General features: G+C 65.2%; 13 protein-coding genes. 6 read left to right on the top strand and 7 right to left on the bottom strand.

What is annotated here, in order from left to right:
- Nucleotides 1-8: 8 nt before the first annotated feature.
- The 7 genes from ACVIGB_RS45540 to ACVIGB_RS45510 all read right to left on the bottom strand — a co-directional run bounded on the left by ACVIGB_RS45540 (nucleotide 9) and on the right by ACVIGB_RS45510 (nucleotide 7,925).
- The gene (locus ACVIGB_RS45540; protein ID WP_456724355.1) at nucleotides 9-713 is read right to left on the bottom strand and encodes an ABC transporter ATP-binding protein; all 705 of its coding nucleotides are present in this window, start codon (nucleotides 711-713) and stop codon (nucleotides 9-11) included.
- Nucleotides 710-1,501, bottom strand: coding sequence for an ABC transporter ATP-binding protein (locus ACVIGB_RS45535; RefSeq protein ID WP_092124897.1), 792 nt, complete (start codon nucleotides 1,499-1,501; stop codon nucleotides 710-712). The genes ACVIGB_RS45540 and ACVIGB_RS45535 overlap by 4 nt, the downstream gene beginning before the upstream one ends.
- On the bottom strand, nucleotides 1,498-3,390 hold the full coding sequence (locus ACVIGB_RS45530) for an ABC transporter permease (RefSeq protein WP_456749343.1): 1,893 nt from the start codon (nucleotides 3,388-3,390) through the stop codon (nucleotides 1,498-1,500). The genes ACVIGB_RS45535 and ACVIGB_RS45530 overlap by 4 nt, the downstream gene beginning before the upstream one ends.
- Nucleotides 3,391-3,625: 235 nt before the next feature.
- Nucleotides 3,626-4,840, bottom strand: coding sequence for an ABC transporter substrate-binding protein (locus ACVIGB_RS45525; protein WP_456724357.1), 1,215 nt, complete (start codon nucleotides 4,838-4,840; stop codon nucleotides 3,626-3,628).
- 28 nt (nucleotides 4,841-4,868) lie between these two features.
- Complete coding sequence (locus ACVIGB_RS45520) at nucleotides 4,869-5,453, bottom strand: amino acid synthesis family protein (protein ID WP_029078203.1); 585 nt, start codon at nucleotides 5,451-5,453, stop codon at nucleotides 4,869-4,871.
- Nucleotides 5,454-5,469: 16 nt separating this feature from the next.
- Entirely contained in the window at nucleotides 5,470-6,480 is a 1,011-nt protein-coding gene (locus ACVIGB_RS45515; RefSeq protein WP_456724358.1) for a UPF0280 family protein, read from the bottom strand.
- Nucleotides 6,477-7,925: a 6-hydroxynicotinate reductase gene (locus tag ACVIGB_RS45510; RefSeq protein ID WP_456724359.1), complete on the bottom strand. Its 1,449-nt coding sequence runs from the start codon at nucleotides 7,923-7,925 to the stop codon at nucleotides 6,477-6,479. Before ACVIGB_RS45510 ends, ACVIGB_RS45515 begins: the two co-directional genes overlap by 4 nt.
- 276 nt (nucleotides 7,926-8,201) lie before the next feature.
- Between ACVIGB_RS45510 and ACVIGB_RS45505 the strand changes: the two genes are divergently transcribed.
- The 6 genes from ACVIGB_RS45505 to ACVIGB_RS45480 all read left to right on the top strand — a co-directional run bounded on the left by ACVIGB_RS45505 (nucleotide 8,202) and on the right by ACVIGB_RS45480 (nucleotide 17,340).
- Nucleotides 8,202-8,669 carry a (2Fe-2S)-binding protein gene (locus tag ACVIGB_RS45505; RefSeq protein ID WP_456724360.1) on the top strand — a complete coding sequence of 156 codons (468 nt, stop codon included), beginning with the start codon at nucleotides 8,202-8,204 and terminating at the stop codon, nucleotides 8,667-8,669.
- A complete protein-coding gene (locus ACVIGB_RS45500) occupies nucleotides 8,669-12,211 on the top strand; it encodes a molybdopterin cofactor-binding domain-containing protein (protein ID WP_456724361.1) in 3,543 nt (1,180 codons plus the stop codon). The genes ACVIGB_RS45505 and ACVIGB_RS45500 overlap by 1 nt, the downstream gene beginning before the upstream one ends.
- Before the next feature lie 61 nt (nucleotides 12,212-12,272).
- Nucleotides 12,273-13,577, top strand: coding sequence for a nicotinate phosphoribosyltransferase (gene pncB, locus ACVIGB_RS45495; protein ID WP_456724362.1), 1,305 nt, complete (start codon nucleotides 12,273-12,275; stop codon nucleotides 13,575-13,577).
- Between the two features lie 45 nt (nucleotides 13,578-13,622).
- Nucleotides 13,623-14,918, top strand: a complete 1,296-nt coding sequence (locus ACVIGB_RS45490; RefSeq protein ID WP_456724363.1) for an O-acetylhomoserine aminocarboxypropyltransferase — start codon at nucleotides 13,623-13,625, stop codon at nucleotides 14,916-14,918.
- A gap of 3 nt (nucleotides 14,919-14,921) precedes the next feature.
- Nucleotides 14,922-15,701: an alpha/beta fold hydrolase gene (locus tag ACVIGB_RS45485; protein WP_456724364.1), complete on the top strand. Its 780-nt coding sequence runs from the start codon at nucleotides 14,922-14,924 to the stop codon at nucleotides 15,699-15,701.
- A gap of 850 nt (nucleotides 15,702-16,551) precedes the next feature.
- Entirely contained in the window at nucleotides 16,552-17,340 is a 789-nt protein-coding gene (locus ACVIGB_RS45480; RefSeq protein WP_456724365.1) for a hypothetical protein, read from the top strand.
- The last annotated feature ends 134 nt before the right edge of the window (nucleotides 17,341-17,474 follow it).

Raw genomic sequence — 17,474 nt, 5'->3', positions numbered from 1 at the left:
CCCCACCTTTACAGCGACAGATGCGCGTCGCGGACATCCGGACGCGCATCGAGTTCCGCCATGGTGCCGCCGAAGCAGATCCGGCCGCGCTCGATGATATAGGCGCGATCCGAGATCAGCCGGGCGAAATGCAGGTTCTGCTCGGAGACAACGATGCTGACGCCCTCTTTCTTCATCGCCAGGATCGCGTCGACCATCTGCTCGACGATCTTCGGCGACAGCCCTTCAGAGGGCTCGTCGAGCAGCACCAGCGACGGATTGCCCATCAGCGTTCGCGCGATCGTCAGCATCTGCTGTTCGCCGCCGCTCATGCGCCCGCCGGGCCGGCCGCGCATCTCGCCAAGATTGGGGAACAGCTTGAACAGCTTTTCGCGATCCCATTGCGGCGCATTGGGCCGCCTGGGCTGGCGGCCGACCTCGAGATTCTCTTCGACGGTCAGATCAGTGAAGATGCGCCGCTCCTCCGGCACATAGCCGAGGCCGCCGCGCACGATCGCATGCGTCGGCAGCTCAGAGACGTCCCTGCCCTCGAACATGACGCGGCCGGAGCGGTTCTCGACCAGGCCGACGATGGAGCGGAACGTCGTCGACTTGCCTGCGCCGTTGCGGCCGAGCAATGCGACCACTTCGCCCTCGCCGACCTCGAGCGCGATGTCGAACAGGATATGCGCCGGACCGTAGAAGCTATTGAGATCCTTCACCGTAAGCTTCATGCGGATGCTCCCTCGCGGTGCCGGGCGTCATAGAGGAGGCCTTCGCCGAGATAGATCGCCCGCACCTGGGCATTGCCGCGCACTTCCTCGGGCGAGCCTTCGGCGATCAGGCTGCCGCGGTTGAGCACCAGAATGCGGTCGGCATGCTCGAACACCACGTCCATGTCGTGCTCGGTGAACAGCACGCCGATCGACTGCTCCCGCGCGATCCGCGCCGTCAGGCGCATCAGCTCGACGCGTTCGCGCGGCGCCATGCCGGCGGTCGGCTCGTCCATCAAAAGCAGCTTTGGCTGGTTGGCGAGCGCGATCGCAAGCTCCAGCCGCTTGACGTCGCCATAGGCGAGCTCGCCGCAGGGCCGCTCCGCATAGGCGCCCATGCCGACCAGATCGAGCAGCCGTCCGGCCTCGTCGCGCGCCTGGCGCGCGGTCGAGGCCCACAGGTTGAACAATTGCCCGCCATGCGACACCAGCGCGACCTGCACGTTCTCGCGCACCGTCATGGTCGGGAAGGTCGCCGCGATCTGAAAGGTGCGGCCGACGCCCATGCGCCAGATCACGCGCGGTTTCTTGCCGGTGGTTTCCGCACCCAGCACGCGGATGCGGCCGCTATCGGGAATGTTCTGACCGTTGAGCATGTCGAAGCAGGTGCTCTTGCCTGCGCCGTTCGGCCCGATCAGTGCCAGGATCTCGCCGGCGCGCAGTTCGAACGAGACGCCGCGCACGGCATGCACGCCGCCATAGGATTTGGTCAGCCCCTCGACCGACAACAATGTGGGGACCATGCTCATTCGGCAGTCTCGATGCGGGAGGTGAGCAGAGGCGACGCCGTCGACGACGATTTGCGCCGGCGGTGCATGAGGGCTTCCAGCGTGCCGACGATGCCCTTCGGGAACGCGACCACGATCAGCACGACGAAGCCGCCGAGCACGAGCTTGGAGAGATCGGTCTGGCTGACCAGCCAGATGTTGAGCGCCTTGTAGACGATCGCGCCGACCACCGCCCCGGACACCGTCTCGACGCCGCCGAGCAGCACCATGACCAGCGCATCGACCGACAGCGAGATGCCCATATTGTCAGGGAAGACGCTGCCCTTGAGGTAGGCGAACAGCGCGCCGGCAAGGCCGGCGACCGTGCCCGCGATCACGAAGGCGGTCCACTGGATGCGCTTGCCGTTGATGCCGACGGCTTCGCTGCGCAACGGCGAATCCCGCGTGGCGCGCAGCGCAAAGCCGAACGGCGAGAACACGATGATCCGAAGGATCGCGACCGCTAGCGCGGCGATGCCGAGCGACAGCCAGTAGAAATGCGACGGGCTCGCCGCCCATTTTTCCGGCCAGACGCCGAGAATGCCGTTGTCGCCGCCGGTGACCGACACCCACTGGAACGCGATCGACCAGACGATCTGGGCAAAGGCCAGCGTCAGCATCGCGAAATAGACGCCCGAGAGCTGCACCGCGAAGAAGCCGAACACGGCCGCGCCGAGCAGCCCGAGCAGCGGGCCGAGCAGCAGGCAGGCGATCATCGGCAAGCCGGCCATCTTGGCGAGCAGTGCCACGCCATAGGCGCCGAGGCCGAAATAGGCGGCATGGCCGAACGAGGCGAGCCCGCCGACCGACATCAGGAAGTGCAGGCTGACCGCGAAGATCACGAAGATCGCGATCTCCGAGCCGACGGTGAGCACGTAATTGCCGGCGACGAAGGGCAGCGCAGCGGCGACCACAAGCGCCGCGATCGCGGCAAGCCGCTCGTTCATCGTCAGCGGCCGCCACGGATTGACCGTGAGGCCAGGCGTGCGCCGCGCCGGCGCCTCCGGCTTGCCGAACAGCCCCCACGGCCGGACGATCAGCACCACCGCCATCACGAGGAACACCAGGATGATGGAGATCTTCGGGAAGATCAGGATGCCGAAGGCGTTGAGCTCCGACACCAGCACCGCCGCGACGAAGGCGCCGATGATGCTGCCGAGGCCGCCGATCACGACCACGACGAAAACCTCGACGATGACGCGCAGATCCATCGCGTGGTTGACCGCATCGCGCGGAATCTGCAGCGCGCCGCCGAGCGCGGCGAGGAAGACGCCGAGCGCGAACACGCTGGTGAACAGCCATTTCTGATTAACGCCGAGCGCCGCGACCATGTCGCGGTCCTGCGTCGCCGCGCGCACCAGCACGCCCCAGCGGGTGCGCTGGAACAAGAGCCAGAGGACACCGAGCACGACCGGTCCGAGCACGATCAAGAACAGATCATAGCTCGGTATGTTCTGGCCGAAGAAATCGATCGCGCCCTTGAAGCCAGGCGCGCGGCGGCCGACCAGATCGTCCGGCCCCCAGATCAGCACCACGAGATCCTCGACCATCAGCGTGAGGCCGAAGGTGGCGAGCAATTGAAACAGCTCCGGCGAATGATAGATTCGGCGCAGCAGCACCATCTCGACCAGCACGCCGATCACAGCAACCGCCAGCGCCGCAACGACAATGCCGCCCCAGAAACCGAACGCGCCCGAGAAGCGCTCGGTCAGCGTGAAGGCGACGTAGGCGCCGAGCATATAGAACGCGCCATGCGCGAAAAAATTGACGATCCGCGTCACGCCGAAGATGATCGACAGACCCGAAGCGACCAGGAACAGCGACGCCGCGCTGGCAAGACCGGTCAGGAACTGGACGACGTAGAAGGCCATGGGCGGTCCGCGTTGGAGATCACAAACGTCACTTTCCTTCACCTCGCCCCGTTTGCGGGGAGAGGTCGAAACTCAAGCGCAGCTTGAGTTTCGGGTGAGGGGGACTCTCCACGCGCTCGCTCGCGGTGACAGCCCCTCACCCGCGCCGATGCTTCGCATCGGCATTCCTTCTAGACGGCGGCCAGAGGCCGCCTACGCCCTCTCCCCGCAAGAGCGGGGCGAGGGAGAAGAGAAATCAATCCTTCGGCCGCAGCTTCTCGATTTCGGCATCGCCAGGCAGATAGTCCGCGCCCTTGCGATAGGCCGTGTCCACCATGATGCCCTTGCGGTCCTTCAGCGCGGTCTTGCCGGTGAAGGCCCCGAGCGTCGACTGGTGATCGATCTTGCGGAAGGTGATCTCGCCGAACGGCGACGGCATCGAGATGCCTTCCGCCGCCGCGATCAGCTTCTCCGGATCGCTGGAGCCGGCTTTCGCGAGGATCGCCGCCGCGGCCTTGATGGTCTGGTAGCCGACGATCGAGCCGAGCCGCGGATAGTCGTTGTACTTGGCCTGGTAGGCCTTCAGGAACGCGTCGTGCTCCGGCGTCTTGATCGAATACCAGGGATAGCCGGTGACGATCCACCCCTCCGGCGTCTCGTCCTTCAGCGGATCCAGATATTCCGGCTCGCCGGTCAGGAAGCTCACCACCGTACGGCCCTTGAACAGGCCGCGGGTGTTGCCTTCGCGCACGAGCTTGACGAGGTCTGCACCGAAGGTGACGTTGAGGATCGCCTCGGGGTTCGCGGCGGCAGTCGCCTGCACCACCGGGCCCGCGTCGATCTTGCCCTGCGGCGGCCACTGCTCGTCGACCCACTGGATATCAGGCCGCTTCTCCGACATCAGCTTCTTGAACACCGCGACCGCCGACTGGCCGTATTCATAGTTCGGCGCGATCGTTGCCCATCGCTTGGCCGGCAGTTTTGCTGCTTCTTCCACCAGCATCGCCGCCTGCATGTAATTCGACGGCCGCAGGCGGAAGGTATAGCGGTTGCCCTTCGACCAGGTGATGGCGTCGGTCAGCGGCTCTGCCGCGAGAAAAAACACCTTCTTCTGATTTGCAAAATCGCTGACGGCGAGGCCGATATTGGAGAGGAAGGTGCCGGTCAGCATCGCGACGTTCTCGCTCGACACCAGTTCGTTGGCCGCGGTCTGCGCATCCGCCGGCTTGCCGCCGTCATCCTTGGAAATGACGACGAGCTTCTTGCCGTTGATACCGCCGGCCGCATTGATCTCCTCCACCGCAAGCTGCCAGCCCTTGCGATAGGGCTCGGTAAACGCCGGCAACAAGGAATAAGAGTTGATCTCGCCGATCTTGATTTCGCTCTGCGCCAACGCGTGTGTCGTCATGGCGCTCGTTGCCATGGTCGCGACCGCGATCGCCAATCCCGCCCCTACGAAATAACCACGCATCCCGTCCTCCAGTTTTTTCAAAAAGAGATTATCGCAATCCGTCTTCGCCCTTGACCTCATCAACCGTCAGCCCGCCGACACGCGGCAGCGGCCGCCCGCTGTCTGTGACCGCGACCGCGACCATGATCTCGTTGGCCCGCGGCGCGTCGTTGATCTGCACCTCCATGCCGTCGAAATGGCTGCGCACGAAGGCGGCGTCCTTGTGCCCGAGCGGGATATCCAGCGTGGTGCCGGGACCCGAGCGCTTCTTCGACGACGGGATCAGCGCCGCGCCCTTGGAAAGCACCTTACGCACCGGCGCGCCCATCTTCGGATGCAAGATCGCGGCCGCGTGCTCGAGCTCGCCATTCTCGCCGACGGCGGCAGCCTTGCCGTAGCTGTGCGCCTTGGCGCCATCAATCCCGAGCGCGGCGACTGCCCGCTTGGAAAGCAATTCGCCGAGTTCCTCGCCAATCGCGATCAGCGGCGACAGATCCTCGACATACCGGCCGGCAAACGGGTTTTCGATCACGGCGATCGCGGCGGCGCGCCGGGTCGGCGGTGCGATGGTCTTGCCCATCTCCAGATGGGTCTCCTCGACCACGGTGACGATCTTGCGAATGACAGCGCTCATCTTGTCTCGCTCCCGGTCATGCCTGCAGCATGTGTTCTGTCGTTCGTCCCTGAAACGTGTGCGACGCCAGCGTCCCGTTCCCAGCTGCACCGACAATTCGCGTTTCGCCCAGTAGACGCAATGCCGCGCCCTCGATCAATCCCGACGTCAGGAGGTCACGCGCCCGCGCCACCCCTGCCTCAAGCGCCTGCTCGATCTCATGTTCCGCGAGCGGCCCGACATCGCGAGTCACGAGCCGTGCGCCGAGATCGCTGTCCGGCTGCAGCTCGCTCGCCGGAACGCGCAGGATCGCGCGATGGTTGGGCAGGTCGACCGCATTGGCGATCACGGTCGCCGCGGCATCGGCCTGCGACGCCGTCTGCGCCAGCACGGTGACGGCGTCGGCAATGCCGAGCGAGAAGCTGCGGCCATGGCGGCCGCTGGTCGCGATGCCGCGGACCGGCATGTCGCTATCCACGGTCATGGTGCGCATCGCGCCATGGCGGTCGGGCCGGTCCATCAGGCCGACCGTGAATTGTTCGCCATCGCCGAGATGCAGCGCGATATCGCCGCCATTGTTGACATAGGCGCGGTCGAGCGCTGCCGCCTGCAGCATCGCGCCGAGAATTTCCTCGGCGACCGAGCCCGCGACTGCCGCCATCGGGGTGATGAAGCAATCGGCGGCAAACGGCGCGACCGCCGCATGCATGCGCCGCGCGACCACGCCCTTCAGCGAGCAACGATCGGGGTTGGCCGCACTGCGCAGCTCGGCGAGCTCCACGCAGAGTTCGTCGAGCAAACCGGTGAAGCGTTCCGCCGCCGCCTGATAGGCGGCACCGACATCCGCATCCCTGCCCCTGGCCTCGATGATGAGATCAATAGGGCCGTCCTGCAAATGCAGCCGCTTGCCGTCAGGAAGAAGCGCGATTTGCGGGAGCCTAGAGCCTCTTCCGTTCCGATGGAATCGGAACGGGGCTCCAGATTCTTGTGTTGACGCGTTTTCTTTGCGCGAACCGGTATCCACTTCGCTGGAAAACGCTCTAGTCATGCGCGCCGCCCGGGAAGATGAGGCATCGGCCGGACTTCGGCGCTGTCCCGCAACGATGACAGCGGCCGGACAAAATCCATATGGCCGCCGAGCGCCGCGTAGTCCGACAGCCTCATCGTGAACTCGATCGGCGCCACCAGCGCCGGGGTCGGCACATAGCCGAAGGCGCCGGCCGGCATCTGCGTGACATCGACCATGAAGGTGATGCCGCCGCCCGGCCAGACATAGACCGGCGCGCCGCCGCTGGTCACCCGCGTCAGCGCGTCCTTCACCGAGCGGGTCAGCCGCACCGGATTGTCGGTCACGCCGGCGCGCAGCGATCCGCCCGCCCCGCCCATGAACAGCACGGTGCACAGCGCCGGCTCGCAATTCTCCTGGATGCGCTCGACCGAGAATTTGAGGTCCGCCGGCATCTCGGTCTCGATTGGCTTCAGCACCTCGTCCAGTACGTAATAGGAAGCATGCTCGCCGGTCGTCGAGACCATCAGCATCGTGAGCCCGGGCCGCGCTTCCTTCGCATTGAAGGGACCCAGGATCGACAACGGATCGGAGATGTTGGTGCCGCCCCATCCCGTGCCGGGATCGGCGACCTGGAAGTACCGGCCGGGTGTCGAACGGCGCCCCTTCATCCTGATGCCGGTGTCGGCGATATCGAGCAGCTTGCCGGCCTGGTGCTCGCTGAGCACGCCGGTGATGTGGTCGTCGACCACCACCACCTCGTCGACCTTGCCGTGCCACTGCTTGGCGAACATGCCGATGGTCGCCGAGCCGCAGCCGACCCGCATCCGCTCTTCGGCCATGCCATTGACGATCGGCGGCTTGCCCGCCTGCACCACCACGGTGGCGCCGCCGTCGATGGTCAGCTCCACCGCCTTGCAATTGGAGAGATCCATCAGCGTGTCGCAGGTGACGCGACCCTCCTTCTTGGAGCCGCCGGTCAGATGATGCACGCCGCCGAGCGAGAGCATCTGCGAGCCATATTCGCTGGTCGTGACATGACCGACCGCCTCGCCGTCCGCGCGGACGATCGCGGTCTCGGGACCGAGATAGCGGTCGGTGTCGATCTTCACCTTGACGCCGCAATAGGAGAAAATGCCCTCGGTCACCACGGTGACCATGTCGACGCCGTCGACGTCCGACGACACGATGAAGGGCGCCGGCTTGTAGTCCGGATAGGTGGTTCCGGCGCCGATCGCGGTGACGAACAGTTCGGGGTGGCGGACGATCTTGCCGTCCCAGTCGCCGCTCGCCTGGAACGGCACCAGCTTGCCGCCATGCGAGACCGTGCGCTCCAGCACGACATGCGGATCGACCCGCACCAGCGTGCCGTCGTGATTGGCATAACGGTCGCACGCGCCAGCCGCGCCCGGCTTGATGTAGCACATCACCGGACAGGCATCGCAGCGGATCTTGTCGCCGGCGGCGACGGTCATTGTGTCAGCCATCGTGACCAAGCCTGGACTTGTGGCGGCGGTCGATCATACTGCGCTTCCGCCTCCCTGCCTATATCGTTCGTATACGAATGATCCTGCGCGCGAGCCCGGGACCTGTCAAGCGGGCTTTGCAATCAAACGCTGCCATTCGCTTGCGCACCTTGTTCATAAAGCGTGCACTCGCTGCAGCGCGGCATGCCGCCGCTTGCACGTTTGTATACAAACGTTATCCTCATCGGCGATCTGACGCTGACATTGCAGCGCAAACATGAGGGGAGAACCAGGGCAATGCGCCTGACCGTGAACGGCAGGAATCATGATGTCGACGCCGCTCCCGACACCGCATTGCTTTACGTGCTGCGCAACGATCTCGAATTGAACGGACCGAAATATGGCTGCGGGCTCGGCGAGTGCGGCGCCTGTGCGGTGCTGATCGACGGCGTCGCCGCGCGTGCCTGCGTGATTCCGATCGAAGGTTGCGCGGGGCGCAACATCGTCACGCTCGAAGGTCTCGGCAGCCGCGAGCATCCCGATCCCGTGCAGGATGCCTTCATCCGCGAACAGGCTGCGCAGTGCGGCTATTGCCTCAACGGCATGATCATCACCACCAAGGCGTTGCTCACGCGCAATCCCAATCCATCCGAGCATGAGGTGCTGGAAGAGCTGCGCTACAACCTCTGCCGTTGCGGCGCGCATATCGAGATCATCCGCGCGGCGATGCGCGCTGCCGGCCACGTGCTCGAGGCGCGCGATTGATGACGGACGCCCGGTCTCCAGAGCAACGCAAGCGCGGCTCGCTGTCGGTCGTCCGCCCTGCGGTGCTCGGCGCGGAAGGCGCGTTCGAGACCTTCATCACCATCACCGCCGACGGTTCGGTCAACGCCTATAACGGCCATGTCGATCTCGGCACCGGCATCCGCACCGCACTCGGACAGATCGTCGCCGAAGAGCTCGACGTCTCGTTTGCCCGCGTGGTCGTGATCCTCGGCGATACCGCCGTGGTGCCGAACCAGGGCGCGACGATCGCAAGCGAAACCATCCAGATCACCGCCATTCCCTTGCGCAAGGCCGCCGCGCAGGCGCGGCACTTTTTGCTCGCGCGCGCGGCGGAGCGGCTCGAACTGCCGGCTGGCGACCTCACGATCGAGGATGGCCTCGTCCGCGGTCACGACAACCGCAGCGTCAGCTATGGCGAGCTGATCGCGGATGAGACCATCCGGCTCGAGCTCGCGGATGACGTTCCGGTCAAGGCGGTGGACGCCTATTCCGTCGTCGGCAAGTCGGTGCCGCGCGTCGACCTGCCGGCGAAGGCCACCGGCGAACTTGTCTACGTCCACGATGTGCGCGTGCCCGGCATGCTGCATGGCCGCGTCGTCCGTCCGCCCTATGCCGGCGTCGACGCCGGGCCGTTCGTCGGCACCAGCCTGATCGCGGTCGATGAAGCTTCGGTGCGGGATATTCCCGGCCTCGTCGCGGTGGTGCGGATCGGCGACTTCGTCGGCGTCGTCGCCGAGCGCGAGGAGAACGCGATCAAGGCCGCCGCGCAGCTCAAGGTGAGCTGGAAGCCGGGACCGGCGCTGACCGACCTCACCGACATCGAGAAGGCGCTGCGCGCCAATCCCTCGACGCCGCGCCAGCTGATCGATAGAGGCGACGTCGATGCCGCGATCAAGGCGGCCGCCAAGCCGATGCAGCGGACCTACGTCTGGCCCTACCAGATGCACGGCTCGATCGGCCCGTCCTGCGCGGTCGCCGATTGCAGCGAAGGCGCGATCCGCGTTTGGTCCGGCACGCAGAACCCGCACATCCTGCGCGGCGATCTGGCGCTCTTGATCCAGCGGCCGGAATCCGAGATCGACATCGTCAGGATGGAGGCCGCGGGCTGCTACGGCCGCAACTGCGCCGACGACGTTTCCGCCGATGCGCTGCTGCTGTCGCGCGCGGTCGGCCGCCCGGTGCGCGTCCAGCTCACCCGCGAGCAGGAACACGCGTGGGAGCCGAAGGGCACCGCGCAGCTGATGGACGTCAATGGCGGCCTCAATCCCGACGGCAGCGTCGCCGGCTACGACTTCGTTACGCGCTATCCCTCCAATGGCGCACCGACGCTGGCGCTGCTGCTCACTGGGCGGATCGCACCTGAAGCGGCCGTGTTCGAGATGGGCGATCGCACCGCGATCCCGCCCTACGACTACGAGAACATGCGCGTGGTCGCCAACGACATGCCGCCGATCGTGCGCGCCTCCTGGCTTCGCGGCGTCTCGGCGCTGCCGAACACCTTTGCGCATGAATCCTACATCGACGAGCTTGCCGCCGAGGCCGAGGTCGATCCGATCGAATACCGGCAGCGCTATCTCAGGGACAAGCGCGCGATCGATCTCGTCAACGCGGTCGCCGAGCGCGCCGGCTGGACGCCGCGCCCGGTGCGACAAGAACCCGAGGTGGAGGGCGACATCGTCCGCGGCCGCGGCTTTGCCTATGCGCTCTACGTGCACAGCAAGTTTCCCGGCTACGGCGCGGCATGGTCGGCGTGGATCGCCGACGTCGCGGTCAACAAGGCGACCGGCGATGTCAGCGTGACCCGCGTCGTCGCCGGCCAGGATTCCGGATTGATGATCAATCCGGAGGGCGTGCGGCACCAGATCGAAGGCAACGTCATCCAGTCGACCAGCCGCGCGCTGATGGAGGAAGTCTCGTTCGAGCGCGGCGCGGTGACGGCAAGGGAATGGGGCGCATACCCGATCATCAAATTCCCCGATCTGCCCGAGATCGATGTGTTGATGCTGCCGCGGCAGGACCAGCCGCCGCTCGGCGTCGGCGAGTCCGCCTCGGTGCCGAGTGCCGCCGCGATCGCCAATGCGATCTACGATGCGACCGGCGTCCGCTTTCGCGAGCCGCCGTTCACGCCGGAACGCATTTTGAAGGGACTACGCGGCGAGCAGCCCGTCGCGCCCGCGGCGCTTCCCTCACCCGCGCCGCCGGCCGACCTCAACAGGTGGCAAAATCCGTTTGCAAAGCGCGTCGGTGTGCTCGCGGGCATTGCCGCGCTCTGCGCCGCGGCGATCGGCATCGGCGCGGCCGTCTTGCCCTGGCGCGCGATTGCGCCGATCGCCCGGCCTGATGCCTCGGTCTATTCCGCCGCGACGATCGCGCGTGGCAAGGAGCTCGCGGCGCTCGGCGCCTGCGCGGTCTGCCATACGTCGGAGCACGGCACCCTGAACGCCGGCGGCCGGCCGCTGGAGACGCCGTTCGGCACGATCTACACGACCAACATCACGCCCGATGTCGACACCGGCATCGGCGCCTGGTCCTATCCCGCGTTCGAGCGCGCGATGCGCGAGGGCATTCATCGCGACGGACGCCATCTCTATCCGGCGTACCCGTACACGCATTTTGCCAGGACCAGTGATGCCGACCTGCAGGCGCTCTACGCCTATCTGATGGCGCAGGCACCGGTGCGCGCCGAGACGCCGGCGAACGCGCTCGCCTTTCCGTTCAACCTGCGGCCGCTACTCGCGGGATGGAATGCGTTGTTCCATCAGCCGAACACGTTCCAGCCCGATCGATCGAAATCAGAGGTGTGGAATCGCGGAGCCTATCTTATCGAGGGACTCGGCCATTGCAGCGCCTGCCACTCGCCGCGCAATGCGCTCGGCGCCGAACGGCAAGCGGCCTATCTCGCCGGCGGCTTCGCCGAGGACTGGGAGGCGCCGGCGCTGACGTCGCTGTCGAAGGCGCCGGTCCCCTGGAGCGAGGACGAACTCTACGCCTATTTGCGCACCGGCGAGTCCCGCCTGCATGGCGTTGCCGCGGGACCGATGGCGCCGGTCGTGCACGAACTCGCCGCACTGCCCGACCAGGACATCCGCGCGATGGCGGTCTACCTCGCCTCGTTCAACGAGCCCGCCGATCGGCCCGCGCACGATGCCCTGGTTGCCGAGCTCGAAGCCGCCACGGCCGTCACCACCGCTGCCTCGGCGGGCGCACGGATCTATCAGGGCGCCTGCGCGGTCTGCCATGAGGTCGGCGGCCCGCCGCTGTTCGGCAGCCGGCCGTCGCTGGCGCTGAACAGCAATTTGCACAGCGACGTCCCCGATAACCTGATCCAGGTGATCCTGCACGGCATCGCCAAGCCGGCGGTGACCGATCTGGGCTACATGCCGGCGTTCAAGGACAGCATGAGCGACGGCCAGGTCGCCGAACTCGTCGGCTTCCTGCGGCAGCAATTCGCCCCGGGCAGGCCGGCCTGGAGCGATGTTGCCACGGCCGTCGGCCGTATCCGGCGGGATATAGCCCGCTGACCTGCCATGTTCCGCCCGAAACCCACTGGGCGGGCGCCGTTCGGCAGGCTACAGTTCCGGCATGGCGGTCACAGATATTGCAACCCGGACCTATAATCACGGCTGGCGGCTCGATCCGATCGTGCGCAGCCTGCTGGACACCGATTTCTACAAGCTGTTGATGATGCAGATGATCCGGGAATGCTACCCGGACACGCAGACGACCTTTTCGGTGATCAACCGCTCAACCCATATCCGGCTTGCCGAGGTCATCGACGAGGGCGAGCTGCGCGCCCAGCTCGACCACGCCCGCACCATCCGCTTCACCAAGAAGGAACTGATCTGGCTCGCCGGCAACACGTTCTACGGCAAGACCCAGATGTTCTCGCCCGACTTCATCAACTGGCTCTCGACCTTCCGCCTGCCCGAATACGAGCTGCACAAGGTCGACGGCCAGTATGAACTGCATTTCCACGGGCCGTGGACCCACACCACGATGTGGGAGATCCCGGCGCTCGCGATCCTCAACGAGCTGCGCTCGCGCGCGGCGACCAAGACCTACGGCCGCTTCGCGCTCGACGTGCTCTACGCCCGTGCCAAGGCCAAGCTGTGGGCCAAGGTCGAGCGGCTGCGCAAGCTGGACGGCTTGCGGCTGTCCGATTTCGGCACGCGCCGCCGCCACGGCTTCCTCTGGCAGCGCTGGTGCGTCGAGGCGGTGAAGGAAGGCCTCGGCCCGTCCTTCACCGGAACGTCGAACGTGCTGCTCGCGATGGACAACGACCTCGAGGCGATCGGTACCAACGCGCACGAGCTGCCGATGGTGGCCGCGGCGCTCGCCAACGACGACCAGGAGCTGCGCTGGGCACCCTATCGCATTCTCGATCAATGGCGCCACGCCTATGGCGGCAACCTCCTGATCGCACTGCCCGATGCCTTCGGCACCAAGCCGTTCCTGCGCGACGCGCCGGAATGGGTCGCCGACTGGACCGGTTTTCGTCCCGACAGCGCGCCGCCGATCACCGCCGGCGAAGAGATCATCAAGTGGTGGAAGCAGAAGGGCCGCGACCCCAAGGAGAAGCTGCTGGTGTTCTCCGACGCGATGGATGTCGGCTCGATCGAGGAGACGTTCCGCCACTTCAAGGGACGCGTGCGCGTCAGCTTCGGCTGGGGCACCAACCTCACCAACGATTTCGTCGGCTGCGCGCCTGACGGCACCGCCGAGCTCGATCCGATCTCGATCGTGTGCAAGGTGACGTCGGTCGACGGACGCCCGGCCGTGAAACTGTCCGACAATCCGGAGAAGGCGACCGGCATCCCCACAGAGGTCGAGCGCTATCTGCGCGTGTTCGGCAATGTCGGCCGTGTTCGCACCGCAGTTCACGTCTAACCTTACGCGGTAATCACCTTCATCGACTGACCTGACGAGCTTCGCATGCCCGCACCCAAGCCGCCTGCCTTCGAAACCTTGAGCCTGCACGCCGGCCAGCGCCCCGATCCCACGACCGGCGCGCGCGCGGTTCCGATCTATCAGACCACGTCCTACGTCTTCCAGGACGCCGACCATGCCGCGGCGCTGTTCAATCTCGAACGCGCCGGTCACATCTATACGCGCATCTCCAATCCGACCACATCAGTGCTGGAGGAGCGCATCGCCGCGCTCGAATGCGGCGTCGGCGCGATCTGCACGGCCAGCGGCATGGCCGCGATGCATCTTGCGATCGCGACGCTGCTCAATGCCGGCGACCACATCGTCGCCTCCGCCTCGCTCTATGGCGGCACCATCAACCTGCTGGCGCACACGCTGCCGCGTTTCGGCATCACCACGACGTTCGTGAAGCCCCGCGCGCTCGACGAATTTCGCGCCGCGATCAGGCCGAACACCCGGCTCGTGATCGGCGAGACTATCGGCAATCCCGGCCTCGAGGTGCTCGATATCCCGGCGGTGGCGCAGATCGCGCATGACGCGAAGATTCCGCTCCTGATCGACAACACCTTCGCGACGCCCTATCTGAGCCAGCCGATCGAGCTCGGCGCCGACATCACGATGAATTCGGCGACCAAGTGGATGGGCGGCCACGGCATCGCGATCGGCGGCGTCATCGTCGACGGCGGCCGGTTCGACTGGCGCGCCTCCGGCAAATTCCCGCAGCTCACCGAGCCCTATGCCGGCTATCATGGCATCGTCTTCGACGAGCAGTTCGGCAAGGCCGCCTTCATCATGCGCGCCCGCACCGAGGGCCTGCGCGATTTCGGCGCCTGCCTGTCGCCGACCAACGCCTTCCAGCTGCTGCAGGGCATCGAGACGCTCGGCGTCCGCATGGACCGCCACGTCGGCAACACCCATGTGGTGCTGGACTTTCTGACCACGAACAAGGCGGTCGACTGGGTGCTGCATCCGTCGCTGGAGACGCATCCGGACTATGCGCTGGCGAAGCAGCTGTTGCCACGCGGCGCCGGTTCGATCGTCAGCTTCGGCATCAAGGGCGGCCGCGTTGCCGGCAAGAAGTTCATCGAGCAGCTGAAGCTGATCAGCCATCTCGCCAATGTCGGCGATGCCAAGACGCTGGTGATCCATCCCGCCAGCACCACGCACCAGCAGATGGACGCCGATCAGCTGAAGGCCGCCGGCATCGGCGAGGAGCTGGTGCGGCTGTCGGTCGGCATCGAGACCGCGCAGGACATCATCGACGATCTCGGCCAGGCGCTGCGCGCCTCGCAAAGGACCTGAGCCATGCAGCTTTCCGTCAACGGGTCAGACACCTTCATCGCGACCGGCGGCAAGCCGTTCGATGCGTCGCTGCCGGCTGTCGTGATGATCCACGGCGCCGGCTTCGATTCCACGACCTGGGCGCTGCACAGCCGCTGGTTCGCCCATCACGGCTATTCCGTGCTGGCGCCGGATCTGCCCGGCCATGGCCGCTCCGCCGGCAAGCCGCTGCCGACCATCGCCGAGATGGCCGACTGGATCGCGGCGCTGATCACCGCCGCCGGCGTGTCGAAGGCCCGATTGATCGGGCATTCGATGGGCTCGCTGATCGCAATCGAGACCTCCGCGCGGCATCCCGACAAGGTCTCCGGCCTCGCGCTGATCGGCACCGCCGCGACCATGACGGTCGGCCCTGATCTCCTGAAAGCCGCCGAAGCGAATGATGCGGCTGCGATCGACATGGTCTCGATCTGGGGCCTCGGCTTCAAGGCCGAGCTCGGCGGCAGCCTCGCGCCCGGCCTGTGGATGCACCAGGGCGCGCGGCGGGTGCTGCAGGAGGCCAAGCCCGGCGTGCTTTACAACGACCTCAACGCCTGCAACGCCTACCAGAACGCGCTCGCCGCCGCGGCCGCGGTCAAGGTGCTCACGACCTTCATCCTCGGCGAGCGCGACATGATGACCCCGGCCAAGGCCGGCAAGGCGCTCGCCGCCGCGACACCGAATGCGCGCGCCGTGGTGCTGCCAGGCGCCGGACACATGATGATGGTCGAGCAGCCCGACGAGCTGCTGGCGGCGCTGCAATAGCGAGCCCTTCCCTTCTCCTCCTCATGTCCGCCGTAGCCTTGGCCAAGGCGGATGTGGGAGATGGTCGCCATAGGCGGTCCATGGGGCCGCCGTTGTTGAAGGACGCCGATGCTCCGCATCGGCTATGCGCGGTCCACGCCGGATGAGACGACTGCGTCTGCGTTACAGCCCCCTCAGCCGCTCCGATACTTTCGCACTCGAAGTGCCCTTTGCCGCGACCATTGGCGACGTTGGAGAACCTCCTTCGAGGGTCAGTCCCCAAAATATTGAAAACAACCCCATGCAAAGTAACGAGGCGACCGCCGACGCTCGGACAAGCAACTTGACACGTCGGGCAAATCAGCGATATCTTCTATTATTCCGAAATCATGCAAACGCCCCGACGTCTCCGCAACAGCGTACGCGTCCGTCGCGATTGCGGTCCGAAAATTCTTGCCCACCATGCCATTGCAAGGGCGACTTGGCGGGTATGCACTCGATCCGTATCAATGACCAATGGCGGGATCGTTGTGCCGGTGGATCGACGCGGGTCCGGAGGACGCGGAGACAATCGACCGTCACGAGCAAGGGCGTGTATTCATAGATCGAGGCGACTCGGCTCACGCGCGCTGGGCGTCTGCTATGGCCCGACAAGATCGCGAAAGCGGACATTGCCGTAAATCCGAGAACGGCCAATCGCGTCGTTTAATAAAGTCGGCCAGCTACTTCCGGTCTACCGTCAACTTCGGACATGTCGCTGCACTGCGCCAACCGACGCGATGGGCCATTAGCTGAATTCGGCCCTTGAAGCTGAACGTCAGGAGGTTTACAATTTTCGGTAGTTATAAGCTCGCAAAGCACCAGGTTTGTTATGGCAGTTGCCATCGCGATCACATCGAACTCTGGGCGTGGTATCCATGAGGCAGCGCAGGATCTATCGCATTTTCTAGAGCAGGATGTCCTGCAGTCCCACGGCTCCGTGCCGGTATTGAAAGTGCCTGAAGGGAAGCCAATCTATCTTTGCGATAATGTTCTGAGTAGCGACCACATCGCCGAATTCATCGGTAAGATTTTCCGCTTCTATGACCGACATGGCCGCGACGTTAGTCTAGAGATAAACTTCGATACTATGGTCGGTGGTTTGTGGAACAACGTCGCTATAGTTCTTGGACCGAAATCATCGTTGCGGATCGCGCCGTTGGCAGAGGAACTTCCTATGGACATTGCGACAGTTCTATTCAGTCTTCTCGTAACGGGCGCGGGGCTTGTCGCCTCAACGGCGGCAGGCGAATTCGCCAAGGGCGCAGGTAAGTCTGCCTTCGATGCGCTGAAAGCCCGTCTCATCAATTCCCATGGAGCTGCCTCACTGGCCCTTATTGATCATGCAAAGGACAATCAGGCGTACGAAGCTGTCATCAAGAAAGACCTCGAACGCGAAGGCGTCGTGAACGATCCGGAGGTCAGACGTTTGGCGGACAAATTACGCGCGGCGATCGAAGCTCTGCCTGAGGCAACGAAGGCGCCTTATGCAGTCAACGTCCGCGTGATCGAGTCGGGTCGCAGCCTACTATTCGACAATGTTGAGGGCGTGACTGGCGATCGGTTTACGTCTGCGGAGGACATGACGTTTAAGAACGTCAAGGCCCCGCCGGGAAAGTAGAAGGCGGTGCAGCTGCTTCCCGAGCCGCACCGCAGTTTTCAGGGGCCTTTTCCGCGCAAGGAGACATGCACTTTCACGTGCACAGCCCCCCTGTCAGCACCGATAATTTCCTTCTCTTTGCGCAAGCTCTCAGC

The sequence above is a fragment of the Bradyrhizobium sp. USDA 4341 genome, assembly GCF_054063755.1.
The sequence above is the reverse complement of the archived record's forward strand: the minus strand, read 5'-3'. Positions and strand labels throughout refer to the sequence as shown.

What these genes read in the sequence shown, in the direction of transcription:
- ACVIGB_RS45540 (WP_456724355.1), bottom strand. Translation starts at nt 713, where the DNA reads ATGAAGCTTACGGTGAAGGATCTCAATAGCTTCTACGGTCCGGCGCAT.
- ACVIGB_RS45535 (WP_092124897.1), bottom strand. Translation starts at nt 1,501, where the DNA reads ATGAGCATGGTCCCCACATTGTTGTCGGTCGAGGGGCTGACCAAATCC.
- ACVIGB_RS45530 (WP_456749343.1), bottom strand. Translation starts at nt 3,390, where the DNA reads ATGGCCTTCTACGTCGTCCAGTTCCTGACCGGTCTTGCCAGCGCGGCG.
- ACVIGB_RS45525 (WP_456724357.1), bottom strand. Translation starts at nt 4,840, where the DNA reads ATGCGTGGTTATTTCGTAGGGGCGGGATTGGCGATCGCGGTCGCGACC.
- ACVIGB_RS45520 (WP_029078203.1), bottom strand. Translation starts at nt 5,453, where the DNA reads ATGAGCGCTGTCATTCGCAAGATCGTCACCGTGGTCGAGGAGACCCAT.
- ACVIGB_RS45515 (WP_456724358.1), bottom strand. Translation starts at nt 6,480, where the DNA reads ATGACTAGAGCGTTTTCCAGCGAAGTGGATACCGGTTCGCGCAAAGAA.
- ACVIGB_RS45510 (WP_456724359.1), bottom strand. Translation starts at nt 7,925, where the DNA reads ATGGCTGACACAATGACCGTCGCCGCCGGCGACAAGATCCGCTGCGAT.
- ACVIGB_RS45505 (WP_456724360.1), top strand. Translation starts at nt 8,202, where the DNA reads ATGCGCCTGACCGTGAACGGCAGGAATCATGATGTCGACGCCGCTCCC.
- ACVIGB_RS45500 (WP_456724361.1), top strand. Translation starts at nt 8,669, where the DNA reads ATGACGGACGCCCGGTCTCCAGAGCAACGCAAGCGCGGCTCGCTGTCG.
- pncB (WP_456724362.1), top strand. Translation starts at nt 12,273, where the DNA reads ATGGCGGTCACAGATATTGCAACCCGGACCTATAATCACGGCTGGCGG.
- ACVIGB_RS45490 (WP_456724363.1), top strand. Translation starts at nt 13,623, where the DNA reads ATGCCCGCACCCAAGCCGCCTGCCTTCGAAACCTTGAGCCTGCACGCC.
- ACVIGB_RS45485 (WP_456724364.1), top strand. Translation starts at nt 14,922, where the DNA reads ATGCAGCTTTCCGTCAACGGGTCAGACACCTTCATCGCGACCGGCGGC.
- ACVIGB_RS45480 (WP_456724365.1), top strand. Translation starts at nt 16,552, where the DNA reads ATGGCAGTTGCCATCGCGATCACATCGAACTCTGGGCGTGGTATCCAT.